Below are 19074 nucleotides of genomic sequence, written 5' to 3'. Positions count from 1 at the left end.
GATGCAGCAATCCGTATGCCTCGTCGACGACGACAGCGAACTCAGGCGGGCGATGAAGCAGACGCTGGAGCTTGCCGGCCTCGCGGTCTCCGCCTTTCCCGGCGCGGCGGAAGCGCTCGCAATCCTCAACCCGGATTTTAGCGGGATCGTCATCAGCGATATCCGCATGCCCGGGATCGACGGCCTCACGCTGTTTCGCCGGATCGCCGATTTCGACCCCGACCTGCCCGTCATTCTGGTCACCGGCCACGGCGATATCCCGATGGCCGTTCAGGCCATTAAGGACGGCGTCTATGATTTCATCCCGAAACCCTTTGCCGCCGACCGTCTGGTGCAGAGCGCACGCCGCGCCTTGGAAAAACGCCGGCTGGTGATGGAAAACCGCGCGCTGAAACGCGCAGCCGAAGTCGCCGGTGAGAGCCTGCCGCTGATTGGCCAGACACCGGTCATGGAACGGCTGCGCCAGACCTTGCGGCATATCGCCGACACCGACGTGGATGTGCTTGTTGCCGGCGAAACCGGCAGCGGCAAGGAGGTGGTGGCGACGCTGCTGCACAATTGGAGCCGGCGCCGCAACGGCAACTTCGTGGCGCTGAACTGCGGCGCACTGCCGGAAACGGTAATCGAGAGCGAGCTTTTCGGCCACGAGCCCGGCGCCTTCACCGGTGCACTGAAGAAGCGCGTCGGCCGTATCGAGCATGCGAGCGGCGGCACGCTTTTCCTCGATGAGATCGAGGCGATGCCGCCGGCAACGCAGGTCAAGATGCTGCGAGTGCTTGAAGCCCGTGAGATCACGCCGCTTGGCACCAATATCGTGCGCCCCGTCGATATTCGGGTCATCGCCGCGGCCAAGATCGACCTCGGCGACCCGGCCCAGCGGGGCGATTTTCGCGAGGATCTCTATTTCCGGCTGAACGTCGTCACCCTGTCGATCCCGCCGCTGCGCGAACGCCGGGACGATATCCCCCTTCTCTTCTCGCATTTCCTGACGCGGGCAGCCGAGCGTTTCAAGCGCGACGTGCCGACGCTTTCGCTGGCCGTCAGCCACTATCTGAGGTCTCATTCCTGGCCGGGCAATGTGCGCGAGCTCTCGCACTTCGCCGAGCGCGTCGCCCTTGGCGTCGAAGGTTCGCTCGGCCAACCGATTGCCGCCGCGCCGACCAGTGCCGGCCTGCCCGAGCGGATCGAGCGCTACGAGGCGGAAATTCTGAAAGAAGCGCTGCGGGCGCAGCACGGCGACGTCAAGGCGACGATCGAAGCGCTCGGCATTCCGCGCAAGACCTTCTATGACAAGCTGCAGCGGCACGGCATCAACCGTGCGGATTATGCCGATCGCCGGGGATCAGAGAAGTCCGGCCGCTAGCGCATTTCCAGGAAAAGTGCGGAGCGGTTTTCCGTCAGGAAATGCGTAAAAACGAAAAGAACGAGCGTGCCCGCGGCTTCGTCTCATCCGGAAACGCTCTACCGGGCAATCAACAGGCCTGACACGCAACCTTCGGATTAACGCTTGACGGCGCATCCGGATCGATGGCTATCTCTAGGCATTCACCAGGGGGGTCCCGTCAAGGGGCTGAGATACTGCTGGGCGGATCGGCTTTGCCGACCGAGGCGCAGTGACCCGTTGAACCTGATCCAGTTCATACTGGCGTAGGGACGGTGCAGACATTGACGCCACGATTCCGTCATTCGCGCGGAATTTCAGGCAAACATGTCTTTTCCTTCCGGCTTCAGAACTGGGTCTCCAACCGCAAACTTGGAGCCTCATCATGAATATTGCCACCAAACCCGCAGAACTCTCGGTCACAAAAGGCCCGCTTCCCGCCTCGAAAAAGGTCTACAAGCCAGGCACGATCCATCCCGACATCCGCGTTCCCATGCGCGAAATCACCCTGCACCCGACGTCGGCGAGCCGCCGGTCACCGTCTACGACGCCTCCGGTCCCTACACCGTAGAAGATGCCAACATCCGCATCGAGGATGGATTGCCAAGACCGCGCCGCGACTGGATCATCGCTCGCGGCGATGTCGAAGCCTATGACGGGCGCGACGTGCGGCCGGAAGACAACGGCTTTGCCTCCGGCGACCGGCTGACGCCGACCTTTCCCCTCCGTCACGCGCCGCTGCGCGCAACCGGCCGGCGCGCGGTGACGCAGCTTGCCTATGCGCGGGCCGGCATCATCACGCCCGAGATGGAGTTCGTCGCCATCCGCGAGAACCTTGGCCGCGACGCTGCACGCGCCGCGCTACGCGACGGCGAAAGCTTTGGCGCCCATATCCCCGATCACGTCACGCCCGAATTCGTCCGCCAGGAGATTGCCAGCGGCCGCGCCGTGCTGCCGGCCAACATCAACCACCCAGAATCCGAACCGATGATCATCGGCCGGAATTTCCTGGTGAAGATCAATGCCAATATCGGCAACTCCGCCGTCACTTCGTCGATGGCCGAGGAAGTGGAGAAGATGGTCTGGGCCACTCGCTGGGGCGCCGATACGGTGATGGACCTTTCGACCGGCCGCAACATCCACAACATCCGCGAATGGATCATCCGCAACTCGCCCGTGCCGATCGGCACCGTGCCGCTCTACCAGGCGCTGGAAAAGGTCAACGGCATCGCCGAGGATCTCACATGGGAAGTCTATCGCGATACGCTGATCGAGCAGGCGGAACAGGGGGTCGATTACTTCACCATCCATGCCGGTGTCCGGCTGCACTATATCCCGCTGACCGTCGACCGGGTCACCGGCATCGTCTCGCGCGGCGGCTCGATCATGGCGAAATGGTGCCTGCACCACCACAAGGAGAGCTTTCTCTACGAGCACTTCGAAGAGATCTGCGACATCTGCCGCGCCTATGACGTCTCGTTTTCGCTCGGCGACGGCCTGCGTCCGGGCTCGATCGCCGATGCCAATGACGCGGCGCAATTTGCCGAACTGGAAACGCTGGGCGAGCTGACGAAGATCGCCTGGGCGAAAGACTGCCAGGTGATGATCGAGGGCCCCGGCCACGTGCCGATGCACAAGATCAAGGAAAACATGGACAAGCAGCTCGCTGTCTGTGGGGAGGCGCCGTTCTATACGCTTGGGCCCCTGACGACCGACATCGCCCCCGGCTACGACCACATCACCTCGGGCATCGGTGCCGCGATGATCGGCTGGTTCGGAACGGCCATGCTCTGCTATGTGACACCGAAGGAACATCTGGGGCTTCCCGACCGCAACGACGTCAAGGTGGGCGTCATCACCTACAAGATCGCGGCCCATGCCGCCGATCTCGCCAAGGGGCACCCGGCGGCCCGCACCCGCGACGACGCCCTGTCGCGCGCCCGCTTCGAGTTCCGCTGGGAGGACCAGTTCAACCTGTCGCTCGATCCGGAAACCGCCCGCTCCTTCCACGACGAAACCTTGCCGAAGGAGGCGCACAAGGTCGCGCATTTTTGCTCCATGTGCGGGCCGAAATTCTGCTCGATGCGGATCTCGCACGACATCCGCGCCGAGGCGCAGAAGGAAGGTTTTCAAGCGATGGCGGCCAAGTATCGTGAGGGTGGCGACCTCTATATGCCGGTCGACAGCGAGGCAGACGTTCGGGGATAACGACCACGCCAGAAGGGGCGGCGACCCCGCCCCTTCTGGCGCCCGGCGGGCTCCGGCACTCTTTACGCAATGGCCCATCTCTTCGTCATGCTCGGGCTCGACCCGAGCATCCACATTGGAGGCAGCCGGCTTGTCGATACGAGGCTGACACAGAGGTGCCGGCTGGATGCTCGGGTCAAGCCCGAGCATGACGGTGTGAGAGGAATTGCTGCCGCATCAGCATCTTGATCGCTCCAAGGAGGTCGCACCCGGCCCCTTCCGGCGCCCTAAGGGCTACCTGCAAGCCGGACGGCGACGTCGAGCAGGACATTGGCACCGGCGACGAGGTCTGCCGGATCCGTGTGTTCGCGCGGATTGTGGCTGATCCCGTCGCGGCTCGGCACGAAGATCATCGCCGCCGGCGCGATGCGCGCGATCATCTGGGCGTCGTGGCCGGCGCCGGAGGTCATCCGCCGGCTCTTCAGCCCACGGGCCTTCGCGGAAACTTCAATCGCCGCGACGACCGCACCGTCGAAACTGACGGGCTCGAACCGGGCGAGACGCTCGACAGAGACGGTCACATGCTCTTCCTGCTCAAGCCGGTCGAGAAAGCCGGAAAGCGCGCTTTCAAGCGCCCTCAGGCGATCCTCGTCCGGGTCGCGCAGGTCGATGGTAAAGACCGCGCGCGAGGGGATGACGTTGATCGCGTCCGGCTCGAAGCGCATGGTTCCGATCGTCGCAACGCTCGGCGCGTTTGATCGCGCGATGTGCTCGCGCAGGAACAGGCCGACGCGCGCGGCAGCAAGGCCCGCATCGCAGCGCATCGCCATCGGCGTCGTGCCGGCATGATTGGCAACGCCGTCGATGGTCACGCGCTGCCAGGAAATCCCTTGCAGATTTTCGACGGCGCCGATCGTGGTCGCTTCGCGCTCAAGCACCGGCCCCTGCTCGATGTGCAATTCAACATAGGCATGAGGTTTCAACGAGCCAGGCTCGACGCTTCCGGCGTAGCCGATGCGTTTGAGTTCCGATCCGAGCGTCGTGCCATCGGTTCCTACCGTCGCAAGCGCGGCTTCGACCGCAAGGCCGCCCACATGAACAAGCGACCCCAGCATATCGGGCGCGTAGCCCACCCCCTCCTCGTTGGTAAAGGCCGCGACGACGATCGGGCGGACAGGCGCGAATCCCTGCTCCTTCAGTGTCTCGATGACTTCGAGGGCGGCCAGCACGCCGTAGCTGCCATCGTAGATGCCGGCATTGATGACCGTGTCGATATGGGAGCCGAGCATTAACGGCGATTGCCCGGCGTTATCCTGGCTTTGCCAGACGCCGAAGATATTGCCGATGCGGTCGACGGCGATCTCCAGCCCCGCAGCCCGCAGCCAAGCGACTAGGCGGTCCCGCCCGAGCTTGTCGGTGTCAGACGCAGCAAGCCGTGTCAGTTGCCCCTGATCGTTGCGCCCGATCGCGCCGAGTTCGCGGATACGGGTAAGCAGACGTTCGGCATTAATGGACTGATGAGACATGACGGCGCCGCCTTCAATCGTGTTTGTGTTGAGCATCGCGACTCTCACTGCCCCACATCCGGTGCGGCCAGCCGTTGCCGGACGATTTCGGCGTGGAACCGGGCACCGAAGATCAAGGCATCATCATTGAAGTCGTAATGCGGATTGTGCAGCGGCGCGGATTCCTGGCCGTTGCCGATAAAGACGAAGCAGCCCGGCACATGCGCGAGAAACCGGGCAAAGTCCTCCGAGCCGGTCATCGGCTCGGCGGCGACGGCGGCATTGTCCGTCCCAAACACCGCACCGGCCGCTGCGAAGGCATGATCGACGAGAGCCGGATCGTTGAGCAACGGCACGAACTCACGCGTATAGGTCACCTCGACCTCGCAGCCATAGGCATCCGCCGTCCCCTTGGCGATGGTGCGCATCTGCTGTTCGATCCTGGCGCTCACCTCAGGTCGGAAGCTGCGCGCATCACCGAGAATGCGGGCCAGGCCTGGCAAGGCATTGCGCGTGCCGTCGGTGATCAATTCGGTCACGGAGACGACGGCGATATCGGCCGGAGAGAGCCTTCGCGAAACGATGGTCTGGAGATTGACCACTGTCGCGCAGGCAGCGACCAGCGTCTCGTTGCCCGCGTGAGGTCGCGCGGCATGGCCGCCGACGCCCTTGAGCGTGATCTCGAAATTGTCTTCGGCCGACATGATGGCGCCGGCACGGGTCTCGAACTTTCCGACCGGCAGGCCCGGCATATTGTGCAGCCCATAGATCTCGTCGAAGGGAAAGCGTTCCAGCATGCCATCGGCGAGCATGGCAAGTGCACCCTTCCCCCATTCTTCAGCTGGCTGGAAAACGAAGCGCACGGTCCCGTCAAAGCCGCCCTCCTCGGCCAGCAGCTTTGCTGCGCCGAGCAGCATCGCCGTATGGCCGTCGTGGCCGCAGGCGTGCATCGTGCCGGGCCGGGTGGAGCAATAGGCAATTGTCCCCTGTTCCGCGATACGCAGCGCATCCATATCGGCACGCAGCGCTATGGCGCGATTTCCCGTTCCATGCCGCAGCGTGCCGATCACCCCGGTGCCACCGATACCTTCGGCGACCTCGTCAAGGCCGAATTCCCGCAGCTTGGCGGCAACGAAGGCCGCTGTCCGCTTTTCCTCGAAACCGAATTCCGGATGGGCGTGTAGGTCATGACGCCACGCCGTCATCTCCGCCACAAGCTTGTCGATATCCGTGTTTGCCATCCGCGTCATACCCTTTCCAATTTCTCAGCCCCGGCGACATCAGCCGGCGCGAGGCCAACCAGCTCTTCGTAGCGTTCAGGATCCGTGGCACCTTCGGTATTGATCACCAGGATCCGCGAATTGGCATCAAGGCCGAGGGCGGCGCGCATGTTCGGGTCTCCGGCGACCGTGATGAGGCCAGCCAGCCCGACACCGCCGCTTTCGCCAGCAACGATTGCCGGATCGCCCCCTTTCGGGCGAGCGAGGCGGTTCATGATCGAAACGGCATCCTCCTCGTCGATCATCATGAAGGCGTCGGCAACACGCGAAAGAATGCGCCAGGCGACAAGAGAAGGCTCGTAACATTCGAGCATCGCCATGACAGTTGGCTCGCCATGTGGCACTTTCACCGGATGGCCGGCCCTTGCCGTTTCCAGCAGGCAGGCAGCTCGGGCCGGCTCGACTACGACGAAGCGCGGCCGGTCATGACCGTAACGCAGCGCTAGGTGCCCGGCCGTTGCAGCAGCGATTCCGCCGACGCCGGCTTGCACGAAGACATGCGTCGGTGGTGCGTCGATCGTCCGCAAGGCTTCGCACAAAAGCGCCGTATATCCCTGCATGACCAGACCGGGAATATATTCGTATCCCGGCCAGGAGGTGTCCGATACGACGGTCCAGCCACGCTCGTTGCAGACCTTCGCCGCAAACTCCACCGAGTCGTCATAGGTTCCTTCGACCCGGACGATCTCGGCGCCGTAATGCGCAATCGCCTCTATGCGTTTCTGGCTGACACCGGAATGCACGAAGATCACCGATTTCGCACCGACAAGCTCAGCGCCCATCGCCACTGAGCGACCATGGTTGCCATCCGTGGCGCAGCCGAACGTCATCTCGCGCGCGACCGCGCGAACGTCAGGGCGCGTGAGATCGTCTATGTCGACGTCCAGGCCTGTCTGCTTCCGGACCTCGTCAAGCACCAGCCGGATCACCGCGTAGGATCCGCCAAGCGCCTTGAAACTGCCGAGCCCGAGCCGATGGCCCTCGTCCTTGACGAAGATTGCTCCGACCCCGAGTTCGGCCGCAAGCGCCGGCAAGGAATGAAGCGGCGTCGGCCGATGATCGTCACGGCGCGATAGCTGCCGCTCAACCTCTGCAGCCGCAGCAATCGAGAGCATTTCGGCATCGTCAGGCAGCAGCGGCGATCCGAAATCGGCATGGTGGTTGCGAATGAGCATGTGGGCAATCTCCTCGTTTGATGAAGTTATATTTCACCGAACGAGAGAAATGCGCTCTAAATGGAGAGCCCTTACGCAAGTTTGTAAATGACAATGAGGAAATGATGGCCGTTTCAAAGAGCACATCGGCGGAGCTCGACCGCTTCGACCTGGCAATCCTCTCAATCCTGCAGAAGGACAACACGACGCCACAGCGACAGATCGGCGAGGCCGTCAACCTGTCTGCGCCGGCCGTGCAACGGCGGATCAAGCGCATGGAAGAAACTGGGGTCATCCGCAGCAATGTCGCGGTGATCGAGCCGGCGCGGGTCAACCAGGCCCTGACGATCCTTGTCGAAGTGGAGGTGGAAAGCGAGCAGATCGACCTGCTCGATGCGGCCAAGGCCGCCTTCTCGGCCGCTCCGGAAGTCCAGCAATGCTATTACGTCACGGGCGACGTGGACTTCATACTTGTCGTGATCGTGCCGACGATGGGCGATTACGAGGCCTTCACCCGCCGGATGTTCTTCGGCAACCCCAACATCCGGCGCTTTAGAACCTTCGTCACCATGGATCGCGTCAAGGTCGGCCTTTCCGTACCGGTAGAAATGCCGCGCTGAAGGCTACTTTCGTCCGGCGAGCGCCTTCTTCTCCGCCGCCGCCTCCAGCGGCGCGCCGGCACCGATCGAGGACAGATAGGCATCGACGGTTTCAAGCGACGAGGCCGGCGCGAAACCCTCACCGGTTTCCGCTGTGACGATCGCCAGTTGCGTCTGCCAGCGTCCGGCGTTCCGGCAGGCAACCGACACGAAATCCGGCTGATCCGGCCGCTTCATCTCATATTCGCGGCAGAGCCGCTCGCCGCCCGCCTGGAACGTCGAGACCAATCGAACTTTGGCCTCTCCGTCGCCGATCGCGATTTCCTCCCCCGACGCGCGCTGGTCGAGGATGCCCGACACTTCAGGGTCGACCAGCCCCGCGACCTGCGGGTTCGCGACATCTACCTGGCCCGCTCCTCCGATAAGATACCCTCCGACGCCACCGACGACGATAAGCAGCGAGGCGGCAAGCGCCATCATCCATTGCGACGGGCGACGCGGCGCCTGTGCCGCGGGCTCCGGGCGGCGAAACGCGACGACATTGTCCGCATTCGCACTGTCATCGGCCGCAGCAACGGTCTGGCTGTCGTCACGTCTCGCTGCAACGTCGGCAGCCATCGCGCGCACCTTCTGCGCCAGATGGTCAGGTACAGGCTCGTCGAGCAACGGCTTCATGGCCTCGCTGGTGGCAGCCCGGGTTTCCATGAACATGGCTACGCGCATCATCAGATCGTCATCTGTCTCGATCGCTGCCTCGACGAGGCGTGTCGTCTCGTCGTCGAGTTCGCCGTCGGCAAAGGCCATCAGGATTTCGTCGGTGAATACCATGTCGCTCATCTCGCCCCGCCTCTCATATCCGGTGAACGCGCGGCCGCCGGTTCTATTCCCGCGGCTTCAGCAAGATTCTTGCGGGCGCGGGCAAGCCTGCTCATCACCGTGCCGATCGGAATGCCGAGCACATCGGCCGCCTCCTTGTAGGAGAGGTCCTCCACACACGTCAGCAGCAGCACCTCGCGCTGTTCAAGCACGAGATCATCGATGGCTGCGGCCACGCTCTTTAGCGTCATTCGTGCCTCGGCGCCCGCTTCGCCTGATGGAACGGCAAGTTCCGGCTGGGCTTCGATCTCCTCGATCGGGCCGGCCGTCTTCTGGCGGCGAAGCTGGTCGATCCACAGGTTGCGCAGAATGCGGAATATCCACGCGTCGAAGCGCGTGCCTTCCTCGAACCGCTCCGAACCGGCAAGCGCCTTCTCGCAGGCGGCCTGCACGAGGTCGTCGGCAATATCGCGGGAGCGGCAAAGCGAGATGGCAAAGCGGCGCAGGTTAGGCAGGAAAGCGACGAGGCGCTCGCCGAAGGCGATATCCTGATCCGTCATTTCGCGTTCCTTCCGGCGCTTCGGCGTGCACGCGGGGGAATAATTTGTCCATTCATCCGTTGAGCGATATGTGAAGCACACGCAAAAGTCACCACCGATGGGCATGCCTTTCACGGTAAGCTGACCCCACTGGGCACGGTTGGGACAAGGAGAAAACCTTGAAGAAACGCCTGCTTCGATTGACCGCCGCATCGATCTGCGGCCTGGCCGTCGCCAATGGCGACCTCGTGCCATCAGGGATTTCCGGCTCGGCGACCACCGCTCCCTTTGCCTTTGTCACACCGGCCCATGCTGATGACGATGGCGGCGGAGATGATGACGGTGGTGGCGGTGGCAGTTCGTCTTCTGGTCGCTCCTCGGACCGAGGCTCCGGCGGCGTCTGGCGCGGCGGCGGTAATCTGTTTGACCTCTTCCGGGGCGCACCGGAAAAGCGAACTGCCCGACGCCCGCCACCTGTGCGCAAACCGACGTATGTACCGGGCGAAATCGTCGTCCTCGGTCTCGAGGATGCTGCAATCCAGCGTCTTGGCGAACGAGGTTTCACGGCGCGCAGCCGCCATCCCTTCGGACTTTCCGGCTCGCAGATTGTCAAGCTTTCGATCCCCACGGGAATGACGCTCGGGGCCGCACGCCAGGAGGTCGCGGCTGCCTCGCCGGGCGCCATTGCCGATCTCAACCATTATTTCGAACCGAACGAAGGTGCTGTTCAGCCGACGCCGTGCGGCGAAGGCCGTTGTGCGCTTGTGCGCACAGCCATCGGCTGGCCCGAGCCCCATGCCGGCAAGGCCTGCACCGCCGCCGGCCCGATCGGGCTGATCGACACTGCGATCAATCCCGAGCATCCAGCTCTTCAAGGCGTCGACCTCGATATCGTCCGTCTGGCGGCCGACGAAGCGCCGGAGTCCGGACGCCAGCACGGCACCGCCGTTGCAGCGCTCATCGCCGGCCGGCAGGACAGCCGGGCTCCCGGTTTGTTACGCGATGCGCGATTGATCGCAGTCGACGCCTTCCAGAAGACCAGGGGCGACGCGGATGTCGCCGAGACCTATGATCTGGTCAGGGCGATCGATCTTCTGGCATCCCGCGGGGTGACGGTGATCAACATGAGCCTATCGGGGCCGGATAATCAGTTGCTTGAAAAGACCGTCGATCTGGTCGCGAAGCGCAATATCCTGCAGGTGGCGGCGGCCGGCAATGACGGCCCGAGGGCAAAGCCCGTCTATCCCGCCGCCTACCCTGAACTCATCGCGGTGACCGCCGTCGACCGCAATTTCCGCCCCTATCGCCGTGCGGCGCAGGGCGACCACATCGACGTTGCAGCACTCGGCACCGGTGTCTGGACCGCCGCCTCCGTCGATGGTGGACGGCCGCGCACGGGCACCTCCTTTGCCGCCCCGTTCGTGACCGCCGCCGTTGCCATTCTGAGGGCATCGAACCCTTCGCTTTCGGCCGAAGAGATCGGCAAGCTTGTGGCGCAAACGACTGAGGATGTCGGTGCGCCTGGCAAGGATCCAGTTTTCGGCTGGGGTGTCCTAAACGCCCGCGAACTCTGCCGGCAGTAACGGCCGGGCTTCAGCGAACACGATAAACGCCCGATGGTTTTCCAGGCGGCACATTGAAAAAACTCCGGCGGAAAGAAGGTGCCGACTGCGCACCTCCTTTCCGCCGGAGCCGTCATGCCCTGAATTGATCAGGCGGCAAGGCCTCGCTCGGTGAGCAGCATGCCGACCCGCACCATGCGAACGGCATCTTCCGCGGCGCGCACCAGCAGTTTCGGCGCGGCGCTTATGGCATCGTCAAGGCTGCAAGGCGCCTTCAGGATCGAGGCGAAAGCATCGATGCCGTGCTCGAAGTTCAGGGTGACGCCCTTACCGATCGTTCCGGCCAGCGCGATCACCGGACGTCCGGCTTCCTTGGCGCGATGGCCGACCTCCGCTGGCACCTTGCCGAAGGGTGTTTGGCCATCGAGGCTGCCTTCCGCCGTAATCACCAGGTCGGCCCGGGCGATCATGCTGTCGAGATCGAGATATTGCATGACAATGTCGTAGCGCGGGTGCAGCTTGCCGCCGAGCAGGCCGAGGACGGCGGCGCCGAGGCCGCCGGAGGCCCCGGCGCCCGGCGCGCTGCCGACGTCGATACCGGTGGCGCCGTGGATCGCCCCGGCATAGGTCTCCATCGCATGGGTCAGCAGTTCGACCTGCTCAGGCGTAGCCCCCTTCTGCGGGCCGAAGACCCGGGCAACGCCGCGTTCTCCGAGCAGCACATTGTGCCAATTGACGGCTGCATCGATCCGAACCGCATTCAGGCGTGGATCGCGGGACGAGAGATCGATGCGAGCCAGTTGACCAAGTGCACCACCGCCTGATGGCAGCGGCCGACCGTCCTTGTCGAGCAGCTCGATCCCCAGCGCCTGGGCCATGCCGGCGCCGCCGTCATTGATGCCGCTGTCGCCGCAGCCAAGAAGGATGCGGCGCGCGCCGGCGTCGAGGGCTGCCCGGATCAGCTCGCCAACACCGTAACTTGAGGTGATGCAGGGGTTGCGGCGGTCGCGCGGTACCAGCCTGAGGCCGGCGGCGGCCGCCATTTCGATGATGGCGACCGGTTCGTCCTGCCCGCCGAGGAATCCGAAATGCGACAAGACCGGTGTGCCGAGCGGCCCGGTCACGACGCATTCGTGCAAAGTGCCGCCGGTGACCGCGACCAGAGCCTTGGTGAAACCTTCACCGCCATCGACCATCGGCACTTTCAGAACCTTTGCCTGCGGGCAGGCGCGCAGCACACCCTTCTCGATGCAATCGGCCGCTTCTTCCGCCGACAGACTTTCCTTGAAACCAGACGGTGCAACCAGAATGGTCAGTGTCATGTGACAGTCTCCTTGCGTTTTTGTGACAATGCGGATGCAAGGGAGAAACGGTCGCTCGGAGACTTTATTCCGCCGGATACGAAACTATTTCGCTGCCTGAGCGGAAACAACAAAGGCCGGAGCTAAGCTGGCTCCGGCCTTGGCAAAGAAACACGTTTTCAAAGACTTATATCAATAGCCCAACCCCCATGAGCGGCCAGATGAAGACGGCAACAAGCGTCAGGAGCCCAATGAAGGGAACAAGCAGCATCGCCGCCAGGCGCATCAAGTCAGACGGCGTGAAAGCGGGTGGCTCCATGCCGCCGAAGAGAGCCACGGGCTTGGCCGAAACCATCAGCGTCTGGCAGAAGCCACTACCCAGTGTTGCCGCCATGATGAGAACGGCCGGATTGACGCCGAGCCCTGCCAGCGGCAGGGCGAGCGCCGGGATCAGCACCGTTGCCCGCGCCGTCCGGGAGGCGACGACGATGTGCGCGAACGTGGCAAGGATTACGGTGAACAGGATCACCAGCCAAGCCGGCGGTTTGCCGACGAGGCTGAGCAGGCCGATGGCGCGGTCGGCGAGCAAAGCCGCCGTGCCGGTGCTCATCAGCGCCTCGCCGATGACGAGCGTGCCGGCGAGAAACAGCAGCAGGTTCCACTCGACTGATTTCAGAGCCTTGCGAAAGGGCAACCCCGAGACCTTCTCAGAGGCCATGACGAGGGCGCCGATCAAGGCAACGAAGGGCAAGGCAACGCCATGAAGGCCCGATGTCGCAAGCGCCAGAACGATGAGCGCCGTCACCGCCAGCAGCGTCCGCTCCTGCGCAAGGAGCGGCTGCGTTTCAGCGGGCGAGCCCGGCTCGAAAGCAGCATTACGATCCTCGGCGCCCAGGAAAAACCGTAGGATGAGGCCGCAGGCAATCAGGCTCGTGACCAATCCGAACGGGGCAGCCAGCATGGCCCAATCAAGGAAATCCGGCGCTTTGCCGCCGCTGCGGCGGATGAAATCGACCGCCACCAGATGTGCGCCGGCACCGGTCAGCGAGGCGGCGGCCGAAAGCAGGATCACCGAAGGGAAAATCAGGGCGAGCGCCCGTGTCACGGGGGGCCGATCGACGGCGGCCGTCAGCCCCAGAAAGACCGGCATGAAGATCGCCGCCCGTGCTGACGTGGATGGGATGATGAAGGCGGTCGCAAAGATTGTCAGAGTGACCGCCCAGAAAAGACTGCTGACGCGCTGGAACGGCGCCAGCAGCCGGAAGGTGAGACGTTCCACCAGTCCGGATGCCTGCAGCACCGATGCGATGACGAAGGCGGCGATCATCAGCCAGACGATATCGTTGCCGAGCGCTGCAAACACCGCCTCTTCGCTGACGGTACCGGTGGCGCCCAAAGCCAGCGCTCCGCCAAGCGCCACCGGCGTTTCAGGCAGGTCGAAGATCGTCCAGCAGACAAGCGTGGTCGCAAACACCATCAGCGCCAGACGCATCGGCGTGGTCAGCCCGTCAGCTGCAACAAAGATCAGGATCGCCGCGAAGACCAGCAGCATCGACCCGGTCAACAGCCGCACCTGGCGGACCGGCATCTGACCGTCGAAACCTCCCGCCTCGTTGGCGGAAGAGATGACGATATCCTTTCCCGATGCGATTGCTCGAACGGTGCTCATCATGACCCAATCCTTTGCTGCTTCCCGCCCAGTTCGCGGCGAATTTCGCCCGCGCGAGCCGGTCGTCCTGTTTTCTCGATAGGGGCATAACGGCAGCCGCAGCGGTTTATTCCCGACGACGGTTCGAAAGCGCCGAAATTGTCGGCACCGGCTGCCCCGTAACCGCGGCCCGTAAAAAGCCTGCGGCTGGCAATGCGCAAGCCTTGAGCCATATCAAGGCAGGAACCGATCAAAACTGAAACCCTGCCTGTGGAGCTCATCGTTGAGAGGAACGGATCATGTTCGTCAGAGAAATGACGCGGCCGGAATGCATCGCCCTTGTCACCGCAAGCCATATCGGCCGGCTTGCCTGCGCCAGGGATGACCATCCCTATATCGTCCCTATCCAATACGCCTTTACAACCGGCCGGCTCTACGGCTTCTCGATGCCCGGACAAAAGATCGACTGGATGCGCGACAACGCGAAAGTCTGCGTGCAGATCGACGAATTCGCCGACAGGGAAAGCTGGAAAAGCGTCGTCATCTACGGCAGCTACAGGGAACTGCCTGACACGAACCAGACGCATCATGAACGCCTTCAGGCGTGGTCACTTCTGGAGAAGCGGATCAACTGGTGGGAGCCGGGCGGACTGAAACCGGCGGAACAAAGCGTCGTCGGCACGTCACCCCATCTTTTCTATGCAATCGAAATCGATGAGATGACCGGGCGCGCGGCAAGCGCCGAACCTGCCACGACCTCGTAGCGAAACCTTTGGCCATGGCAGACTGGTGGCGGGAGCCGACTTTGCCGCTCTCCCGCCAATCTCAGATCCAGGTTGTCAAGCGCCCTTGCGTGCGACGACGGGCACGTAATGTTCGAGTTCCGGCGCCGGGAACTGCAAGGTGGCGTTGATCTCGGCGGAGCGATAGAGCCCCATCAGCATCTCGACCACCGCAAGACCGTCCTCGAAGGTTTCGAGCGGCTTCTGGCCCTTGCGGAAGCATTCGACCATGTGGCGGTTCTCGTCGGTGTAGCCGTAAACGCCGGCTTCGTCCTCAAGCACCGGCATCAACCCCTGCTCGGCATTCTGCTTTTCGACCAGATCCTCGCCTTCCGAACCCGTGACTTCGCGAGACATGAAGATCTTCAGGCCCGTACTCAGCGAGTTGTATTCGAGCGCATATTCCGGGCCGAGCAATTCGAGCTGGATGCGCAACCCTGCACCAACATAGGCCCAGGAGGTCGTCGCTTCGATCATCAGTTCGTTGCCTTCCTGATCCTCGAGCGTCACCGTCGCGCGCGCAAAGTCCTCCGAAGGGCGGTTGCGATAGTCCACATCGTTGCCGAAGCGCTTGCGCAGTTGTTCGGCATAGTTCGGACGCGTCCATTTCAGGTTGGCGACGGTGCCGTTGACCGACTTAATCTTCAGTGAATTGCGCGGCGCACCGGGCGCGGTCAAGAGATAGCGCGCCACCTCGACGCTGTGGCACATCATGTCGGAGAGAACACCGCCGCCCTGCTTGTCGCCCTGCCAGAACCAGGGCTCGTGCGGACCGGAATGTTCCTCTGCCGCCCGCGCAAGATAGGGTCTGCCGGTGGTGGAGGCGGCGCGACGCCAGATGATTTCCTTGCCGCGCAACACCGGCGTGCAGAACACCTGATTTTCGAGATAGCCATGATTGAGGCCGGCATCTTCGGCCAGCGTCAGCATCTCGCGGGCTTCCGCCACCGTGCGCGCCAAGGGCTTCTCACAGGCGACCGCAAAGACCTTGCTGCGGCCTGACTTGATCGCCCCGTGCAGGGCGCGCATCACGTCGAGGCGCGTATAGTTCGGCGACAGGATCCAGATCGCGTCGACGTCGTCGGCTGACAGCAGCGCTTCCAGGCTCTCATGCGTGCGGCAGGTGCCGAGCCCGAGCGTTTCGACTTCCTTCGCAAATTTTTCGCGGTTTTCCGCCTTGCGGCTGAAGACGCCCGTCACTTCGACATTGCGCACGCCGATCATCGATTTCAGGTGGAAATGGGCGATGAAGCCCGTTCCGACGAAACCCACGCGCAGCGTGTGCTTCGGTAGCTGTGTCATTTTCTTCTCCCAGATTTTTCGGCCGGAGCATGATGCCGAAAGTGTAAGCGGTTTCGGTCGACATCATGCTCGCCTTATGAGTGACGTGGCGCGGTGGTGCTGGCCCGAATGCTCAGGGTCGTCGGCAGCACGATGGGCGGCGCATGCGCCACCTCCTCGCCGGAAAGCATACGAAGCAGCAGCGACATCGCCGTTCTGCCGATGTCGGCGCGCGGCTGGTTAACCGTGGTCAGCGGCGGATAGAAAGCCTTGCTCAGATAGAGGTCGTCGAAGCCGACGACGGAAACATCACCAGGCACATCACGGCCGAGGCGACGCAACTCGTGAATGGCGCCATAGGCCATTTCGTCGTTGGCGGCGAATATCGCCGTCGGCGGCTCGGCCAAGGCAAACAATTGGCCGCAGCAGAGCTGGCCGGTTTCAAGCAGGTAATCGCCCCGAGCCTCGTAGCCGTCAGGGATCGCAAGGCCGGCCTCGTGCATCGCGGCGCGATAACCGTCTCGGCGGTGAATGGCCATCACTTCGGGCAGCGGCCCGGCGATGTGGGCGATCTTGCGGTGACCAAGCGAGATCAGATGCTCGACCGCAGCCCTGGCGGCGGCAAGGTTGTCGACCTGCACATGCGGCAGCCCCGAGTCGTCGATCATTTCCAGCGCGACGACGACGGGCAGATGCGCCAGGTCGAGACCAGCATCATGCCCTGCCGGCGGCAGCTTGCCGGTCATCAGGATCATGCCGTCGGCATGGCCATCGCGCAGCATGTTGAAATACTCCGTCTCGCGATCCGGATCGTTCTCGGTGTTGCCCATGAGCACGGAGTAGCCGGCCTCGCGCGCCGTCGCCTCGACGCCTTTCAGAATGTCGAGATAGAACGGGTTGCCGACGTCGCGCACGACCAAGAGCACCGACATCGACTTGCGGGTGCGCAGGTTGCGGGCGCTGACGTTCGGCCGGTAGTTGAGTTCGCGGGCAAGCGCATGGATGCGCTGGCGCGTTTCCGCCGTCACCAGGCCGGAATCGCTGAGCGCCCGCGACACGGTGGCAACGGAAACGCCGGCACGCTCGGCAATATCCTTGATCTTCGGCCTGTGATCGCTCATGTCCGCATCGCCTTTCCGCGGCCGTAAAACAGCATCAAGAGCAGCAATGTCGCGCCGAACACCATCTGACGGCCGGATTCATCGATGTTGACGGTAGTCAGGATGCCCTGGAGGATCACCAGCAACAGCGCGCCTGCCATGGTGCCGGTGTATCCGCCCTTGCCGCCGGCAAGCGACGTACCGCCAAAGACGACCGCGATGATCGAGGACAGCATGTATTGCTCGCCGACATTGGCGAAGGACGAGCCGGAATAGCCAAGCAGGCAGAGGCCTGCGATCGCCGCGAACATGCCGGAGATCATGAACAGGCCGATGCGCATGCGGCGGACCGGCACGCCGGCCATATAGGCCGCATGTTCGTTGGAACCGATCGCATAAATGCGATGCCCGAAGACGGTGCGGTTGAGCATGAAGGCCATAAACAGGCCGACGGCGATCCAGAGCCAGATGATGCCGGGAATGCCGAACACCAGCGGCTGGGTGACGAAGGCGGAAAGGCCGGGTGCCGCGCGGCCGGAGGGAATGCCGTTGCGGATGACGACCAGCAGGCCCTGGAGCACGCCGAGCATGCCGAGCGTCATGACCAGCGGCGGGATACGCAGCAGCGTGACACCCAGCCCGTTCAGGAGGCCGAAGAAAGCCCCGGTCGCCACGCAGGCAAGGATCGCCGGCAGGATGCCGCCGTCGGCGCCGTTCATGACATTGCCGGCAATGATCGCCGAAAGCGAAACGACGCCGCCGACCGAGAGATCGATGCCTTCGCGGCCGCCGAGAATGACGACGTTCTGGCCGGCCGCAACAATGCCGAGCAGCGAGGCGACAATCAGCAGGCGCAGGATCTGGTCGGCCGAGGCAAAGCCCGGTGACAGGCTTTCGCCAAGATAGAGAAGTGCCACGATCAAAAGCAGCGCGATGACCAGCGGCTTCTTGAGGAAGGAAATAACGGCGTTCATGCGCGTGCCCTCCGGCCGGCAAGCACGCCTGCCATCAAGACGAGGAGGATGGCGAGACCTTGAACGAAGTTCTGCCACTCCGACGGCGTGCCCATGAAGAAGACGAGCGAGTTGACGAGACCGATCGTCAGCGCGCCGAGCAGAGAACCGACCACGGTCGTCCAGCCACCGGCAAGCGCGCTGCCCCCGAGCACGACGGCCGCGACGCTATAGAGCGTCATCTTGCCACCGACGAGCGGATCGCCGCTGGCGGTGTCGCCGGTCAGGCAGAACGCTGCGAGCGCCGAAAACAGGCCGCAGAGCGCATAACCCTTGATGCGGACCAGGACCACGGGAAGACCGGTCTGGTAGGCCGCCTGCTGGTCGTCACCGACGGCCAGAAGCTGGGTGACGAGGCGGGTGCGCGACAAAAGGAAGAGCAGAACAGCGAGTGCTGCAAGCACATAGAAGACGAAGGGAAGACCGAGCAACCGCCCGCCATAGGTCCGCCAGAACAGCGCCGGCGCCGGCGTGCCGGCCACTGGCATGACATAGAGCGCAACGCCGGTGAAGAAGATACTGGTCGCAAAGGTAGCGACGATCGCCTGCAGCCTGAGCGCTGCAACGACGATGCCGTTGATAACCCCACAGACGAGCCCGAGCAGAATGCCACAGATCAAGGCACCGATGACGCGCCGGCGCCACCACCCCATTTTTCCATCAAAACGACAATGGCGACATTGACGAGTGACAGCGTCGCACCGGCCGACAGGTCAATATCCCCTGCGGAAACGACATAGGTCTGGGCGATCGCCAGCATGATCAGCGCCATATAGGTGCTGAGCAGCCCCGTCAGCGAGCGGTAGCTCAAGCTGTTGGGCGAGAACACGCCGTTCAACGCCAGAAGCGCGACGACAATGACCAGCGCCGGCAGGAACGGATAGCGCTCGAGCCAGAGTTTTAGCCCACCGCGCGGGAAGGTCGAA

14 protein-coding genes, 2 pseudogenes and 1 riboswitch are annotated in these 19074 nt (G+C 63.3%); of the genes and pseudogenes, 5 read left to right on the top strand and 11 right to left on the bottom strand.

Annotated features, from left to right (window positions below; translation table 11 throughout):
* Position 1 precedes the first annotated feature (1 nt).
* On the top strand, positions 2-1363 hold the full coding sequence (locus tag BKP54_RS13230; RefSeq protein ID WP_025429257.1) for a sigma-54 dependent transcriptional regulator: 1362 nt from the start codon (positions 2-4) through the stop codon (positions 1361-1363).
* A 177-nt stretch (positions 1364-1540) separates the two neighbouring features.
* Positions 1541-1672: riboswitch (TPP riboswitch) on the top strand.
* Between the two features lie 94 nt (positions 1673-1766).
* A pseudogene (gene thiC, locus BKP54_RS13225) lies at positions 1767-3589 on the top strand (phosphomethylpyrimidine synthase ThiC).
* A 266-nt stretch (positions 3590-3855) separates the two neighbouring features.
* Here thiC and BKP54_RS13220 read toward each other — a convergent pair.
* Genes BKP54_RS13220 through BKP54_RS13210 form a run of 3 tightly spaced genes read right to left on the bottom strand, consistent with a single transcriptional unit; the run spans position 3856 to position 7528 of the window.
* Entirely contained in the window at positions 3856-5094 is a 1239-nt protein-coding gene (locus tag BKP54_RS13220) for a Zn-dependent hydrolase (protein ID WP_025429259.1), read from the bottom strand.
* Between the two features lie 44 nt (positions 5095-5138).
* A complete protein-coding gene (locus tag BKP54_RS13215) occupies positions 5139-6314 on the bottom strand; it encodes a M20 aminoacylase family protein (RefSeq protein WP_025429260.1) in 1176 nt (391 codons plus the stop codon).
* A 5-nt stretch (positions 6315-6319) separates the two neighbouring features.
* A complete protein-coding gene (locus tag BKP54_RS13210; protein WP_084814510.1) occupies positions 6320-7528 on the bottom strand; it encodes a diaminopropionate ammonia-lyase in 1209 nt (402 codons plus the stop codon).
* Positions 7529-7632: 104 nt separating this feature from the next.
* Here BKP54_RS13210 and BKP54_RS13205 point away from each other — a divergent pair, with 104 nt between their 5' ends.
* A complete protein-coding gene (locus tag BKP54_RS13205; RefSeq protein ID WP_038578406.1) occupies positions 7633-8127 on the top strand; it encodes an Lrp/AsnC family transcriptional regulator in 495 nt (164 codons plus the stop codon).
* 3 nt (positions 8128-8130) lie between these two features.
* On the opposite strand, the gene BKP54_RS13200 is transcribed toward BKP54_RS13205, so the two are convergent.
* Together BKP54_RS13200 and BKP54_RS13195 are read right to left on the bottom strand one after the other, a co-directional pair.
* Positions 8131-8943, bottom strand: coding sequence for a hypothetical protein (locus BKP54_RS13200; RefSeq protein WP_084814509.1), 813 nt, complete (start codon positions 8941-8943; stop codon positions 8131-8133).
* Complete coding sequence (locus BKP54_RS13195; RefSeq protein ID WP_084814508.1) at positions 8940-9482, bottom strand: RNA polymerase sigma factor; 543 nt, start codon at positions 9480-9482, stop codon at positions 8940-8942. The genes BKP54_RS13200 and BKP54_RS13195 overlap by 4 nt, the downstream gene beginning before the upstream one ends.
* Before the next feature lie 158 nt (positions 9483-9640).
* Between BKP54_RS13195 and BKP54_RS13190 the strand changes: the two genes are divergently transcribed.
* Positions 9641-11044, top strand: a complete 1404-nt coding sequence (locus BKP54_RS13190) for a S8 family serine peptidase (RefSeq protein ID WP_084814507.1) — start codon at positions 9641-9643, stop codon at positions 11042-11044.
* A gap of 128 nt (positions 11045-11172) precedes the next feature.
* Here the strand turns inward: BKP54_RS13190 and BKP54_RS13185 are convergent, their stop codons facing one another.
* Together BKP54_RS13185 and BKP54_RS13180 are read right to left on the bottom strand one after the other, a co-directional pair.
* A complete protein-coding gene (locus BKP54_RS13185) occupies positions 11173-12345 on the bottom strand; it encodes a glycerate kinase (RefSeq protein WP_025429266.1) in 1173 nt (390 codons plus the stop codon).
* Positions 12346-12511: 166 nt separating this feature from the next.
* Positions 12512-13996, bottom strand: coding sequence for an SLC13 family permease (locus BKP54_RS13180; protein WP_025429267.1), 1485 nt, complete (start codon positions 13994-13996; stop codon positions 12512-12514).
* Positions 13997-14271: 275 nt separating this feature from the next.
* Between BKP54_RS13180 and BKP54_RS13175 the strand changes: the two genes are divergently transcribed.
* Positions 14272-14736, top strand: coding sequence for a pyridoxamine 5'-phosphate oxidase family protein (locus BKP54_RS13175; protein ID WP_084814506.1), 465 nt, complete (start codon positions 14272-14274; stop codon positions 14734-14736).
* A gap of 75 nt (positions 14737-14811) precedes the next feature.
* On the opposite strand, the gene BKP54_RS13170 is transcribed toward BKP54_RS13175, so the two are convergent.
* The 4 genes and pseudogenes from BKP54_RS13170 to BKP54_RS13155 all read right to left on the bottom strand — a co-directional run bounded on the left by BKP54_RS13170 (position 14812) and on the right by BKP54_RS13155 (position 19022).
* The gene (locus tag BKP54_RS13170; RefSeq protein ID WP_025429269.1) at positions 14812-16056 is read right to left on the bottom strand and encodes a Gfo/Idh/MocA family oxidoreductase; all 1245 of its coding nucleotides are present in this window, start codon (positions 16054-16056) and stop codon (positions 14812-14814) included.
* Positions 16057-16130: 74 nt separating this feature from the next.
* Entirely contained in the window at positions 16131-17156 is a 1026-nt protein-coding gene (locus tag BKP54_RS13165) for a LacI family DNA-binding transcriptional regulator (RefSeq protein WP_025429270.1), read from the bottom strand.
* Positions 17153-18109, bottom strand: coding sequence for an ABC transporter permease (locus BKP54_RS13160; RefSeq protein WP_025429271.1), 957 nt, complete (start codon positions 18107-18109; stop codon positions 17153-17155). Before BKP54_RS13160 ends, BKP54_RS13165 begins: the two co-directional genes overlap by 4 nt.
* A pseudogene (locus BKP54_RS13155) lies at positions 18106-19022 on the bottom strand (ABC transporter permease). Before BKP54_RS13155 ends, BKP54_RS13160 begins: the two are co-directional and overlap by 4 nt.
* Between the last annotated feature and the right edge of the window lie 52 nt (positions 19023-19074).

The organism is Ensifer sp. 1H6 (assembly GCF_001976035.1).
In the GTDB taxonomy this organism is placed as follows: domain Bacteria; phylum Pseudomonadota; class Alphaproteobacteria; order Rhizobiales; family Rhizobiaceae; genus Ensifer; species Ensifer canadensis.
The sequence above is the reverse complement of the archived record's forward strand: the minus strand, read 5'-3'. Positions and strand labels throughout refer to the sequence as shown.

Coding starts and splice junctions, on each gene's coding strand:
- BKP54_RS13170 (WP_025429269.1), bottom strand. CDS start 16,056: ATGACACAGCTACCGAAGCACACGCTGCGCGTGGGTTTCGTCGGAACG.
- BKP54_RS13180 (WP_025429267.1), bottom strand. CDS start 13,996: ATGATGAGCACCGTTCGAGCAATCGCATCGGGAAAGGATATCGTCATC.
- BKP54_RS13205 (WP_038578406.1), top strand. CDS start 7,633: ATGGCCGTTTCAAAGAGCACATCGGCGGAGCTCGACCGCTTCGACCTG.
- BKP54_RS13215 (WP_025429260.1), bottom strand. CDS start 6,314: ATGGCAAACACGGATATCGACAAGCTTGTGGCGGAGATGACGGCGTGG.
- BKP54_RS13185 (WP_025429266.1), bottom strand. CDS start 12,345: ATGACACTGACCATTCTGGTTGCACCGTCTGGTTTCAAGGAAAGTCTG.
- BKP54_RS13200 (WP_084814509.1), bottom strand. CDS start 8,943: ATGAGCGACATGGTATTCACCGACGAAATCCTGATGGCCTTTGCCGAC.
- BKP54_RS13210 (WP_084814510.1), bottom strand. CDS start 7,528: ATGCTCATTCGCAACCACCATGCCGATTTCGGATCGCCGCTGCTGCCT.
- BKP54_RS13220 (WP_025429259.1), bottom strand. CDS start 5,094: ATGTCTCATCAGTCCATTAATGCCGAACGTCTGCTTACCCGTATCCGC.
- BKP54_RS13175 (WP_084814506.1), top strand. CDS start 14,272: ATGTTCGTCAGAGAAATGACGCGGCCGGAATGCATCGCCCTTGTCACC.
- BKP54_RS13230 (WP_025429257.1), top strand. CDS start 2: ATGCAGCAATCCGTATGCCTCGTCGACGACGACAGCGAACTCAGGCGG.
- BKP54_RS13195 (WP_084814508.1), bottom strand. CDS start 9,482: ATGACGGATCAGGATATCGCCTTCGGCGAGCGCCTCGTCGCTTTCCTG.
- BKP54_RS13165 (WP_025429270.1), bottom strand. CDS start 17,156: ATGAGCGATCACAGGCCGAAGATCAAGGATATTGCCGAGCGTGCCGGC.
- BKP54_RS13160 (WP_025429271.1), bottom strand. CDS start 18,109: ATGAACGCCGTTATTTCCTTCCTCAAGAAGCCGCTGGTCATCGCGCTG.